Origin of the sequence: Limnohabitans sp. JirII-29 (genome assembly GCF_003063395.1) — a bacterium.
Taxonomy (GTDB): Bacteria; Pseudomonadota; Gammaproteobacteria; order Burkholderiales; family Burkholderiaceae_C; genus Limnohabitans.
Map to the genome: position 1 here is coordinate 465,986 of NZ_NESB01000002.1, position 13,042 is coordinate 479,027.

The 13,042-nt window shown below is 59.5% G+C and carries 9 protein-coding genes; 5 read left to right on the top strand and 4 right to left on the bottom strand.

What is annotated here, in order from left to right; translation table 11 throughout:
• Positions 1–761: 761 nt before the first annotated feature.
• The 5 genes from B9Z39_RS16965 (at position 762) to B9Z39_RS04995 (ending at position 7,872) form a co-directional block, all read left to right on the top strand.
• Positions 762–1,091: a hypothetical protein gene (locus B9Z39_RS16965; RefSeq protein ID WP_158269456.1), complete on the top strand. Its 330-nt coding sequence runs from the start codon at positions 762–764 to the stop codon at positions 1,089–1,091.
• Between the two features lie 11 nt (positions 1,092–1,102).
• Complete coding sequence (locus B9Z39_RS04980) at positions 1,103–2,569, top strand: Wadjet anti-phage system protein JetA family protein (protein WP_146183280.1); 1,467 nt, start codon at positions 1,103–1,105, stop codon at positions 2,567–2,569.
• Positions 2,566–3,258: a DUF4194 domain-containing protein gene (locus B9Z39_RS04985; protein ID WP_108300907.1), complete on the top strand. Its 693-nt coding sequence runs from the start codon at positions 2,566–2,568 to the stop codon at positions 3,256–3,258. Before B9Z39_RS04980 ends, B9Z39_RS04985 begins: the two co-directional genes overlap by 4 nt.
• Positions 3,245–6,694: an SbcC/MukB-like Walker B domain-containing protein gene (locus B9Z39_RS04990; protein ID WP_108300908.1), complete on the top strand. Its 3,450-nt coding sequence runs from the start codon at positions 3,245–3,247 to the stop codon at positions 6,692–6,694. Before B9Z39_RS04985 ends, B9Z39_RS04990 begins: the two co-directional genes overlap by 14 nt.
• Before the next feature lie 98 nt (positions 6,695–6,792).
• Positions 6,793–7,872 (top strand): Wadjet anti-phage system protein JetD domain-containing protein, encoded by a 1,080-nt coding sequence (locus tag B9Z39_RS04995; protein WP_199221167.1) that lies wholly within the window; start codon positions 6,793–6,795, stop codon positions 7,870–7,872.
• Positions 7,873–8,053: 181 nt separating this feature from the next.
• On the opposite strand, the gene B9Z39_RS05000 is transcribed toward B9Z39_RS04995, so the two are convergent.
• From B9Z39_RS05000 to B9Z39_RS05015, 4 genes are all read right to left on the bottom strand, one after another.
• On the bottom strand, positions 8,054–9,670 hold the full coding sequence (locus B9Z39_RS05000) for a cryptochrome/photolyase family protein (RefSeq protein WP_108300910.1): 1,617 nt from the start codon (positions 9,668–9,670) through the stop codon (positions 8,054–8,056).
• Positions 9,667–9,831 carry a DUF2256 domain-containing protein gene (locus B9Z39_RS05005; protein ID WP_100145577.1) on the bottom strand — a complete coding sequence of 55 codons (165 nt, stop codon included), beginning with the start codon at positions 9,829–9,831 and terminating at the stop codon, positions 9,667–9,669. The genes B9Z39_RS05000 and B9Z39_RS05005 overlap by 4 nt, the downstream gene beginning before the upstream one ends.
• Positions 9,832–10,578 carry a TerC family protein gene (locus tag B9Z39_RS05010; protein ID WP_108300911.1) on the bottom strand — a complete coding sequence of 249 codons (747 nt, stop codon included), beginning with the start codon at positions 10,576–10,578 and terminating at the stop codon, positions 9,832–9,834. It abuts the gene before it with no gap.
• Between the two features lie 125 nt (positions 10,579–10,703).
• Positions 10,704–13,004, bottom strand: a complete 2,301-nt coding sequence (locus B9Z39_RS05015; RefSeq protein WP_108300912.1) for an NADP-dependent malic enzyme — start codon at positions 13,002–13,004, stop codon at positions 10,704–10,706.
• Between the last annotated feature and the right edge of the window lie 38 nt (positions 13,005–13,042).

The window sequence follows — 13,042 nt, forward strand, 5'->3', positions numbered from 1 at the left end:
CGGTCGACCAGGGCGTGAATTTGATATTTTCAAGTAAGTGACGGGTTAAGGTCTTTTCTTTGCAGTAGTTATCCGCGTTTCCCCGCTCCAGTCCGATCTGACGGCTAGTTCCGTAGGGACAGCTGAAATTGGCTACGCACAGCATCGAACTGACATCTTGAAGAGTTCTGCAACTGTTTTACGGGAACTTGACTAGCTACGTGTCTCAAAATGAGATATATAAATGTATTATTTGGTTTTCTATCCCATCAAGGCAGAAGGCGATGAGTTTGACCAATCTGCTCGAAAAAAACGGCAACAAAGTCATGCGCCGAATGTCTTTGTTGGAGGGTCGCTTGATCTGTGATTGTCTTACGGGCTTGTCTGGACTGAGTGGCATACGAGTGGGCCAGCTACTCCTAGTGATCTGCGAAGGACCCCATGACTGCTTTGAATGTGACAGCAAGGCCAAGTCGTACTTTGCCACCCCCGTTGCCTACAAAAAGACGCAATCTGGCCTCAAGGCTAGTACCTCTAATTTGACGTTCGCCGCTTACATAGCAGATGCCGACATTTATGCTGATCGCACACCCGGTGCCGCGTCGGTCACTGTTACCACCTGGGGCTTTTCTCAGGTCAACCCGAGCACCTTCTCCTGTGTGTGTTTGTCCATGGGGCAAGGCACGCGACTGAAGTTGGAATATCGCTCCATGTGTACACCCAAGCTACACCCATCCACCTTGGTGCCGCACAGCCTATGCCAAGTAACTCGAAGCTTGCACATGTACGGCTACAAACTAGAGATCGGCGATTTCCGTGACTTCGTTCTGGGGCGCATTGCGAAGCTCCCCATACTGGATCAGAAGGTCGAATCCACGATTGCACAGGACATCAAGTCGAACGCTGTGGTGAAGATGCCCATCCAGGCGCATCCAAAGATGACGCCTGGTCAGCAGGGACTGCTTCGCAGCGAGTATTTCGAGGGGACTGTTGCGCGAATGCACAGCTGCCGCGGCACCATGTTGCTCTACTTAGTGCAGGAGCTGCGGCTGGCACTAGACACAACCAAGGATGTGTCGCCTAAATACCATTTGGCGGTGGAGAACGTTTAGGAGCTGCGCAAATGGCTTTTCCCAGAGTAAACCCAGCTTCCATGGCGCTCTTCCAGCGCATCCCAGAACGACTGTTCGGTCCGCTTGCTTCGCAAAACCGCCACGGCTATTGGGCGCTGCTGTGCCACCTGCACCGGCGGCGCTTCGGTCCCGACGCTCCTCTACCGCCCAGCTATGGATTCCTGCAACGCGAGATCACCCAAGATATTGAGGACCACCTCAAATACGCAGACGAATGGCAGCCTGAGTCCGGCGATCAGCCCGACACGCCTCTGAACATCCGGACCATCGGCATCTTCAATCGCTTGGTCGAGGCGGGCTGGTTCCGCCTGGAGAAGTACGGCATCGAAAAAACCGTCAACATGGCGCCGGCCGTGGGCCAGTTGCTGACCCAACTGATCAACTTCGCCGAGACGGGCCCGGTGTTCGTTTCGGGCAAGATCCGCGCGATCGACGCTGCAGTGACCCAGGTGTACAAGGGCGACGCCAGCGGCGACCTGCTGCGCGAGGCGGCGGAACAGTGCCGCAACCTGTTGGTCTACATCCGCAACACGGGCACCAATGTGCGCGACCTAATGGTGGCCATAGCCGCGCAACACACCACAGCCCAGTACGTTCGATCCTTTTTTACTTCATACATCCAAGAGGTCTTTATTGGGGACTACCAGGAACTGCGCACGAGGGAGCACCCCTTGTCCAAGCGCCAACAGATCCTGGATGCTGTCACAGACATCGACACTCAGCCAGAGCAACGTAGCCGCCTGTTGGACTGGTATGTGAACCGCTTCTCCGGCGGGGACGACAGAAAAGGCCAAGCCGCATTCCAGCGCGACCTGCAGCGCCTCTACGAGCTCGACCGGATCGAAGAATACCTGGAGCGCTTGGACGAAGAGATCCGCGTTGCCAATCGGCGTGCGCTGGCCTTCCTGGAATACAAGCTGCGCGCTATCCGCCCCATCGACAACCTGCTCCGGCAGACCATGGACCGCTTGATTGCCAACCCCGACATTGATGTCGCCCCTGTGTTCCCGCCGGATGCTCTGATGGGAGGGGCCCGCCTGGCCCAGCCACGCAAGGAGGTGCCACGGCTGCCACCGACACCTTTACGCCAAGTGATCATCTCCGACCGCGCGCGCGCGATCAGCAACCTGGTACGCCGCGCCCAAGAGCGCCGCTCCATCACCCCAATGAAGCTGCGCGCCTATACCGAGAAAGTGCTGCAGGACATGGCCACCGCTGACAGCGACGCCCTGCCTTGCGGATCCATTGAGGACTTGCGCGCCTTCCAGGTCCTGACCAGCGTGGCCATGGCCACCAACTCCCGGATTCCCAGGCTAGAGATGGAAGGCCGGGCGTCCGCCCCAGGCATGGAACTGCGCTACACCAGCGACGAAGCCGCCGAGCACCCGTATTTGAGCGGCAAGCCATTCACACTAAGCTGGCGCAAACGCCAGACCAAAAGCAGGGAGTCCAAATGAGTAACCCACGAGATTGGGAGGATCTGGCCAGCAGGCTGGATGGTGTCTATACCGTCGAAGACTTTGAAACCGCGGCCTATCGGCTGGTGGCCGAGCAGGTGATTTACCACTCCGACCGCAGTAGCAGGGTGACCTATGCCATCCTGGATCTCTATGAACGCGAGTTCGCCAAGGTGCTGGCACCACTGGGGGTATCACTGTCGATTAACCGGCAGCTGCGCTATGTCACCGCCCTCCCGCGGCACGCCAAGGCCGGTACCGCAACCGTGGCCCAGACATTGTTTGCTCTTGTGCTGCGTGGCTTGTACGACGAAGGCGTGCGCGCCGGTGGACTCACGGAAGACGGCGAGGTTCTGTGCGACTACATTGAATTGCAGGAAAAGTTTCACCTCATGACCGGGCGCGATTTGCCCACCCGTGGAGAGCTCGACACACTGCTGCGCTCAGCCAAGCGCTGGGGCATCGCACGGCGCCTGGAAGACGATGACAGTGGGTACCTGACACCCCTGCAAGAGCAGTCTGCTGGTGGCGTGGCTATCCGTCCGGCCATCGTCGACGTGTTAGGCGAGACGGCCTTGCTACGGCTAGCGCAGTGGGGTACGGCCCGCGATGAAGCGAAAGGGCACGGAGCCGCCGGCGAGCCCGTGGCGATCGAAGACAACCAGGGGATGAGCGATGAAACGGCTTGAGAGTGTCAAACTGGTGCAGTTTCTACTGTACGAGCAACAGGAATTCCGACTAGAAGAAATCACCGGCCTGTTCGGTCGCAACGGCAGCGGCAAGAGCTCAGCCCTCGATGCCGTGCAGATCGCCATGATGGGCGCTAACAAGAACCTGATGCACTTCAACGCACAGGCCGACAACAAATCCCATCAGCAAAGTCGCACCCTGCGCTCCTACTGCCTAGGTCAGTATGGCGACACTATTGAACAGTGCGCACGGCCGCAGGCCACCACTTACATCACGCTGGTCTGGCGAGATACCGAGACCAATGAGCCGGTTTCCATGGGCGTGTGCATCGAAGCCTCGCTGGGCAACGAATCGGAAAAAGTGCTGGGGCGCTACGTCATCCGCGGTGTGGAACTGAGCATGTCTGAGCACCTGCAGACAGCGGATGGCGCCATCATGCCGCTGCCCTGGAGCAGTTTCCGCCACCGATTGCTGGAACAATCCAAGGTCAGCGGTGAGGAACCGCTGTTCGACGATGGCGCTAGCTATGTCAAGCAAGTGCTGTTCATGCTACGTGGCAAGGCGGGCCCAGCGTCCTACGACGCGTTCGCGCGAGCCTTCCGCTTCGCGCTGCGCATGAGCTTTTCCAAGTCGGTGGACCAGATCGTGCGCAATGACGTGCTGGAAGACCGCCCCACCAACATCGCCCGATTCAAGCAGCTGGTGGAGACCTTCAAACGGATCAACATCTTGGTTGAAGGGGTCGAACTCAAAATCAAGCAGGGCCAGGAGGTCAGCAAGAACTTTGATGCGGCACTGGCCGAAGCGCGCAAATCCGCCACGTTGACCGGCTTGCAGGCATCCGCAGCGTACGAATTGTGCAATGCGGCGCACGATAAGCTGATGGGCGAGAAGTTGGATCAGGAGGGGGTTGTCGATGAATGTACCCAAGCCAGCACAAAAGCCAATGAAGCGCTAGCAGCCTGGACCCTCGAAGAAGGTCAACTGACTGGCCTGCAGCGCGCTCATGCGGACCACGCCGAAAATGCTGGTGCCCAGCTGGCCTTGGAGCAAGCGCAAGCAAAAACCTCCCGACAGGAAGAAGTGTTGAAGGCGGAGCTGCGCAACTTCTGGCAGCTGCTCCAAAACGCCAGCTTCAACGATTTGTTGGCCCAGTGGCAGCCCGCGCTTGCGCAGGCCACTCAGCAGCTTAGTGCGTTCTCCTGGGAAAAGAACCGGATCGACCAGGATGCACTGGGGCAAATCATCCAGGACCTTGGTAAGACGTTGAAGATCGCTGGTGCGCACCTAGATGAGGAGCATGACGTCGTCAAGGAAAAGATTCGTCTCGCCAAAGAGCGTCTCAATACCATCGGCCTGGGCATGGAGCGCGCCAATACCAACCGTGCGCAGGTCAGCACCCCTACGGCTCTACTGATGCATGAGTTTGCGGACCACGGATTGCACCCCACCCCGGTCTGTGACCTGGTGAAGGTGACCGATCCCAAATGGCAGCCAGCGATCGAAGCCTACTTGGCCAAGAATGTGGAAGCTATTCTGCTGCGGGACTCGGAGGAGGAGGAAAAGGCTTTTGGCATCTACCAGGCTTTGCAGGGGAAACGCAGTATCTACGGTGTCAAGATCGTGCGCTCCGACCGAGCCCGGCCAGTGCATACCCAACCGGCGACCGACACGGTGGCCAGCCTGATACAGGGCAGCAACCAGGTGGCCGTGGCCTACCTGCGTGGCAAGCTGGGCAACCTCAAGCGCGCGAATTCCGCTCAAGAGGCGCTGCGGGGCGAGCGCACCCTCACCCTTGACGGCATGCTGGTGGGGCCCGGCGACTTTGAGCGACTGCGCCTTGTGCCTGAGGCGGACCTTCAGATTGGCGCCGGCGCCAAGGGCCAGGTCGACGGACTCAGGGCCGAATCCCGTGAGTTGAACCGAAAAGTAGCCGACCTTAATGAGCGCCAGGGCGACATTGATCGGATCCGCCAAGCGGTACAGAGCTTGGCGTCCCCAGAGACCTTGCGCCTTCTGCTTGGCTTCGCGGCCCAGCTGAGCGAGGCACTCACCGAAAGAGAGCTCGCCCAACAACGTATTGCTGGCAGCACCAGTGCCGAGTACCAAGCTCTGTGCGCCAAGCTACAGGCACTGCGAGAACGCAAGCAGCAGTTGGAGAAAGATGCCCGCGATGCCCGAGACGCCTTTGTGCGGGCCAAGATGGAACTGGATAGATTGATCAAGGAATGCTCGGCCAAGTTGCTAGAACTCCAAGGCAAGCGGACGGTTCACGAAACCTGCCGTGGACATGCCGACTATGATCCGGAATACGCTTCGGATCGCTGGGACGCGCTGTTGGAGCTGCACGGCGACAACTACCAGGCCATGGCCGACCAGTGCGAATCGCAGGCCAAGCGCTGCAACGCCTCCATGACGCGTCACCTGGGCCCGGCCCAGACGCTGCTAGGAACATTCCTGACTGAGCACCGCGAAGCTGTCAGCGATGAGGTGATGTCCGACTGGCGTAAAGCCAAGACCTGGATGGAGCAGCAAGTCACCAGGCTGCAAAACACGGAGTTGCCCCAGTACAAGGCCCAGGCGCAGGAGGCCTACCTCGCGTCGCAGAACACCTTCCGCCAGGACGTGGCACTGGCACTGCACGCAAACCTCAAATACCAGACCACCACCTTCAAGCGCTTGAACGATGCGCTGAAGGCCTCCCCCGCCTTCACCAACGGGGAACGGTACCAGTTCCAGGCCAAGGTCCGTCCTGACCTGCTGCCACTGAAGAAGTTCATCGAGAACATCGCCGACTTCGGAACCGAGGGCGGTCTGTTTGGCGAGCCCGGGGAAATCCCTACACAATTCGCGGAGCTCCTGCGCGAGAAAACCGCCTCGGGCAATGCCGCGGTCAAGAGTCCACTGGATGACTACCGGGAGTTTTTTGAGTTCGACATCGAGATTGAGACTGACGACCCGGTCACCGGCGTCACCAAGACCATTGGGCACCTGAGCAAACGCATTGGCCCAGGCTCCGGTGGTGAGCACCGCGCGCCGCTGTACGTGATCGCCGGGGCGGCGCTGTCCTCGGCGTACCGCATGGATGAAAACAACCAAGACGGGCTACGGCTCATCCTGCTAGACGAGGCCTTTGACAAGATGGACACGCCCAACATCGTGGCAACCATGCGCTACCTCGAAGAACTCGGTCTGCAAGTGTTGCTGGCCAGCCCAGGCGAGAACCTACCCACGCTGACCGCTTTCCTGCATCGCTATTTCGAGATCATGAAAGACGAAACTCGCCACGTGATCCATGTGGAAGAGCGCCGGGTCAGCGAAGCCATGCGCGAGCAGTTCCGAGAAGACATGTGGGAGTACCACCCCGAGTTGCTGGAGGCGGAACTGTTGGCCGTGCGCCAGGAGCCCATCTCCCGATCTGCTGCTACACCATGAGCGCGGGCACCATCGCCAGGGACTTGCTGGCCAAGCTGCTGGATTCTGGCAACAGGCACGCTGCCGGCGTACGTGCGCGCCCCCCAGCACTGACAGCCATGAACTTGAAACCCTACAGCGATCTCAGGAGCTGGCAGCAAAAACAAGAATGCGACGAGATGTTCCAGGCCGCGCGCGATGCTGGGGCCGTCACTTTGCAGCGTGACAAGCTGAATCCAAAAGATGGACTCATTGAGCGTATTGATCTGATGGACGTGCAGGCGTTGGCCAGATTTTTGGGGCGCAGTACTTATGTCGACCAGCTGGCGCAGACCATTGGGCAGCTTGAGCCACTGAAAGCGGAGTTCCCAGTGATCCTGGAACTGATTGGACGCTGGACTGGCATGGCCAAGGTGCGCGGGTTGGGCCCGCAGGACTCGGGGGCCTGGATCGATGCAGCCAAGACCATCCGGGCCTGCGCTGCGCGCAGCCAGGACGCGATTGCCGCTCCGGTGCGTGAATTCAGCGCGCGACTGTTTCGGGATAGCAAGCGGATTGAGGCGCTCACACCCCAGCTCGATATCCTGCTGAGTGGCAGTGTTGAGGAAAGCCCAAGGGCCGCGGCCCAGGTTTGGCAGGAGTTGGGCTTGTTCCGGGAAGAGCATCCAGTGCTGTTGGCCGGTCACGTGCACATCGCGCGGGATCGCTCCACCGGTTTGATTGACATGCCCTACATGGGCTTACCAGCGGCAACCATTCAGGGGGTAGCCAGCACGGTCATTGAAGTCATCACCATCGAAAACAAGACCACGTTTCATAGCGAGGCTAAACGCCGGCAAGACGACAAGGTGCTTCTGATCTACACAGCGGGTATGCCTTCACCAGCTTGGCGAGCAATGTACGGGCGTTTACTGGGGCGCCTGCCGCCGACCACGCCGATCAATCACTGGGGTGACGTTGATGAGGGGGGATTTCGGATTGCTTCCACAATCGCGGCCGTAGCTAGGGCGGCGGGTTTTTCCCTACAGCCCTACCGTATGTCGCCAGATGACGTGCCTTTGGAAATGCGGGTTAGGGCCTCAGCACGGACCTTGGAACGTATTCACCACTTCGCTTGTGCTGCTGGATGGCCAGAATTGGGGCAGGCGATGCGTGAAGCCGAGTTTGTTGCCGAGCAGGAGTCCCTGGAGCCTCTATGAGCGAAATGTATCGGTAGTATCTATTTATCCTTGGCATCAACGGTTGTTCCAGTGAGCCTTATCCTGCTAGTCTTAGTTGAGCAACGCCTGGGTGGTCTAGCGGTCATTTAAGCCTATGCGCCGAGAGTGACCGTTTGAGAAACTCACGATGATTTTTTACGCACTGACATGGAAATCAAACCTACAAGTCTTCAGGCTTCACCTTGACGGTTTCACCGCCAGAGCGTGCTTTCACAATTTCGGCCAACTCAGCGTCTTCGTGTTGCTCTCTGTGCACCAACGCCTGCGCCGCAATCGCCTCGCGCTGCTCGGGAGAGAGGCGCTTGAGGTTGTTGACTTGCATCACCATGCGCGGGTTTTGGGCCAAGGTGTCGGCGTGGCGCATCAAGAAGTCCCAGTACAAGGTGGTGATGGGGCAGGCACGTTCGCTGGTGGACTGTGCGGGGTCGTAGCGGCAACCTTGGCAGTGGTTGCTCATGCGTTGAATGTATTTGCCGCTGGCGGCGTAGGGTTTGCTGGCCATGAGGCCATCGTCGGCAAACTGGCTCATGCCTAAGGTGTTGGGCAGCTCCACCCATTCCACAGCGTCGACATACACACCCAAATACCAGGCATGCACGGCTTGCGGTTTCACGCCCAGCAGCAAGGCGTACAAGCCGGTCACCATGAGGCGTTGGATGTGGTGGGCGTAGCCATGCTGCAAGGTCTGGCCAATGGCGTCACGCAGGCACGCCATGTCGGTGTCGCCCGTCCAGTAAAACGCGGGCAACTCGGCTTGTGCGTTGAGCGTGTTGCGCTCTAAGTACTCGGGCATGTGCGTCCAGTAAATGCCGCGCACGTATTCACGCCACCCCAAGATTTGCCGAACAAAACCTTCCACCGCAGGCAGGGGTGCCAGGCCTTGTGTGTAGGCGTCAACGGCTGTTTGCACCACTTCGCGCGGATTGAGCAGTTTGAGGTTGAGTGCGCACGACAGATGCGAGTGGTAGAGCCACACCTCGCCCTCCCACATGGCGTCTTGGTATTGCCCAAACAGAGGCAGTCGTTGCGTGATGAAGCCTTGCAGGGCCAGTAGCGCATCGTCGCGGGTGACGGGCCAGCCAAAGCTGCTCAGGTGGCCGGGGTGGTGTGCGAGTTGGGTGTTGACCAAAGTCATCACCTCTTGGGTGATGGCATCTGGTGCAAAGCGCTTGGGGGCGGGGATGGGCGGTGGGCCTTGTTTGCCAAAGGAGGCGCGGTTGTCGGCATCGAAGTTCCATTGCCCGCCCACGGGTTTGCCGTCGGCCATCAAGATGCCGGTTTTTTGGCGCAGGGCGCGGTACCAATATTCAAGCCGCAGTTGTTTGCGACCTTTGGCGTGTTCGGCAAATTCACGCACGGTGCTGAAGAAGTGCAGGTCGTCACGCAGTTGCAGGGGCAATTCATGTTCGCGTGCCACGCCGCGCAGGGCTTGCAGCACACGCCAGTCGCCTGGGGCGGTGAGCACCAGGGCTTGGGGCCGCAGTTGTTCAATGGCGCGGCTCAAGCCTTCAGCCAAGGTGCTGGGTGCGTCAGGCGTATCGAGCGCGGTGTAGTGCAGTGGCCAGCCTTGCGCACGCAGGGTCTGCGCGAAGTGGCGCATGGCGCTCAAGAAGACGGTGGTGCGTTGTTTGGACGAGGGGATGTGGGTGGACTCTTGAATGACCTCGGCCATCCACACTGCGTCGCAGCTCGGGTCGAAGTCGTGCAGGGCGGTGGCGTCGAGGTTGAGCTGGTCGCCCAGCACGATCACCAAATGGCGCAGCGCAGTGTGGCTCATGGGGCGGTCTTCTTTTGGGCGCGACAGGCGTCAGAGCAGTACAGCACGTGTTCCCAGTTTTTGGCCCAGGCCTTGCGCCAGGTCATGGGCCGTTGACACACCGCGCACAGCTTGCTGGGCAGGGATTGTTTGTTGCCTTTGAAGCTGTGCGGCGCAGACATTCACTCGCCCGGGATGTGGTTTTGATGCAGGCGCACCACGCTGGAGGCGCGTTTGCGAAAGCGGATGTTGAGCATCTCAACCATCAGCGAGAACGCCATGGCGAAGTAGATGTAGCCCTTGGGCACGTGGTGACCAAAGCCTTCGGCCACCAGCACCACACCGACGACGACCAAGAAGGTGAGGGCGAGCATTTTGATGGAAGGGTGGCGCGACACAAACTGGCCGATGGCGCTGGCGAACAGCATCATCAAACCGACCGATGCCACGACGGCGGCAATCATGATGGCCACTTCATCGACCATGCCCACGGCGGTGATGATGGAGTCGAGCGAGAACACCAAGTCGATCACCATGATTTGCAGCACCACGCTGGTCAGGGTGGCTTTGACGTTGCTGTTCATGTGGTCTTCTTCGCCCTCTAAGGACTGATGAATTTCGCCGGTGCTTTTCCAGATCAGGAACAAGCCGCCGAGGATCAAGATGATGTCGCGCCCGGAGATGGGGTGACCGACGATGTTGAACAGGGGTTCGACCAAGCCGACGATCCAAGCCAGCACCAGCAGCAAACCAATGCGCATGAACATGGCCATGAACAGGCCAATGCGTCGCGCCACTTCTTGTTTGGCGCGTGGCAGTTTGTCGACCAGGATGGAAATGAAGATGATGTTGTCGATGCCCAGCACCAGCTCTAACAGGGTGAGGGTGGCGAATGCGATCCACGCTTGTGGGTCGGTTAAAAGTTCCATGTGTGTCTCCTTTGCGTCAGGATAACCAAGGCGGAAAGAACTTGAACACTGTGCGGGAAACACCATGCAAACAGCCCCTGACCTTGCGGTGCAGGGGCTGATTTGTCGCGGGGTTGCGCAGGCGCTCAAGCGCGTGGCGTGCCCGCTGATGCGGCGGCCAGCGCCGTCATGTTGACAATGCGCCGCACGGTGGACGACGGGGTGAGGATGTGGGCCGATTTGGCTGCCCCCAGCAAAATAGGCCCGACGGTAACGCCTTGTCCGCCTGTGATTTTGAGCACGTTGAACAAGATGTTGGCCGCGTCGAGGTTGGGGCAAATCAGCAGGTTGGCTTCGCCTTGCAGCGAGGTTTCAATCAGGCTGCTGCGTCGCACGCTGTCAGACAACGCGGCATCGCCTTGCAGTTCGCCATCGCACTCCACATCAGGGGCCATGCGTGCAAACAGGTCGCGGGCCACGCGCATTTTGTGCGCTGAGGCTTTGGCCGATGAGCCGTAGTTGCTGTGCGACAAGAAGGCCACTTTGGGTGGCAGGCCAAAGCGGCGTACTTCTTCGGCGGCCATGACGGCGATGTTGGCCAGGAGCTCGGCATCGGGGTCTTCGTTGACGTAGGTATCGGCAATGAACAGGGTGCGATCCGCCAGCATCAAGGCGTTCAAGGTGGCAAAGCCGGGTGCGCCACGTTGGGTGCCAATGATGTCATTCACATGCTTGAGGTGTGCGTCGAATTGCCCCACCAAGCCGCACAGCATGGCATCGGCGTCGCCCAAGTGCATGGCCAAGGCACCAATCAAGGTGTTGGAGCGGCGCACCGCTGCTTTGGCAGTGTCGGGGGTGATGCCTCGGCGGCCCATTAGGCGGTGGTAGGTCTCCCAGTACTGACGGAAGCGGGCGTCGCTCTCGGGGTTGATGACTTCCACGTCGTGTCCCACTTTGAGGCGCAAGCCTGCTTTGGCAATGCGTGCCTCAATCACGGCGGGGCGACCAATCAGAATGGGGTGGGCCAACTTGTCTTCGATGGCCAACTGGGCGGCGCGCAGCACGCGCTCGTCTTCACCTTCGGCATAGATGACGCGCTTGGCGCTGGAGGCCTGGGCCGCGTTGAAGACGGGGCGCATGATCATGCCGGTTTGGTAAACAAAGCGTGACAGGCTTTGTTTGTAGGCTTCGTAGTCGGCGATGGGGCGCGCTGCCACGCCCGACGCCTCTGCGGCTTTGGCCACGGCGGGTGCAATGCGCAGGATCAGGCGTGAGTCGAACGGGGTGGGGATCAAATAGTCGGGGCCAAACACAAGCTCTTTGCCTGCATAGGCGCTGGCCACTTCTTCGCTGATGTCGGCCTTGGCCAAGTCGGCGATTTCGCGCACGCAGGCCAGCTTCATGGCTTCGGTGATCTTGGTCGCGCCGCAGTCGAGCGCACCCCGAAAGATGTAGGGGAAGCACAAGACGTTGTTGACCTGGTTGGGGTAGTCGGAGCGCCCGGTGGCGATGATGCAATCAGGCCGCACAGCCTTGGCCAGCTCGGGGCGAATTTCAGGCTCGGGGTTAGCCAGCGCCAAGATGATGGGTTGGCTGCCCATGGTTTTGACCATGTCTTGCGTCAACACCCCCGCCGCCGAGCAGCCCAAGAACACGTCGGCACCGTTGACCACGTCGGCCAGAGTGCGCAATGGGGAGGTTTGGGCAAAGCGGGCTTTGCTGTCGTCGTAACCACCGGGGCGTCCTTGGTAAATCAGCCCCTTGGAGTCGCACACAAAGATGTTGTGGCGCTGCACGCCCAAGCCCACCATCACGTCCAAACAGGCCAGTGCCGCGGCACCGGCACCCGAGACCGCAATGCGCACGTCTTCAATTTTTTTGTTGACCAATTCCAAGCCGTTGAGCAGGGCCGCTGCCGAGATGATGGCGGTGCCGTGCTGGTCGTCGTGAAAGACGGGAATGCTCATGCGTTCGCGCAGTTTTTGCTCGATGTAGAAGCACTCGGGGGCTTTGATGTCTTCGAGGTTGATGCCGCCTAGCGTGGGTTCGAGCGCGGCAATGATGTCGACCAATTTGTCGGGGTCGCGTTCGGCCAGTTCAATGTCGAACACGTCAATGCCGGCGAATTTTTTGAAGAGGCAGCCTTTGCCTTCCATCACGGGTTTGCTGGCCAGGGGGCCAATGTCGCCCAGACCCAGCACAGCGGTGCCGTTGGTGATGACGCCCACCAAGTTGCCACGGGCGGTGAACTCAGAGGCCAGCGAAGGGTCGGCTTCAATGTCCAAACACGGGTAAGCCACACCGGGCGAATAGGCCAGTGACAGATCGCGCTGGTTGGACAGCGGCTTGGTGGGGGTGACGGAGATTTTTCCGCGAGTGGGGAGGCGGTGGTATTCGCGTGCGGCGTCGCGCAGGGCCAGTTCAGCGGGAGAGATGGATTTGGACAAGTGTGTCTCCTTGGATGTTGTGCATCAGAGATTACCTT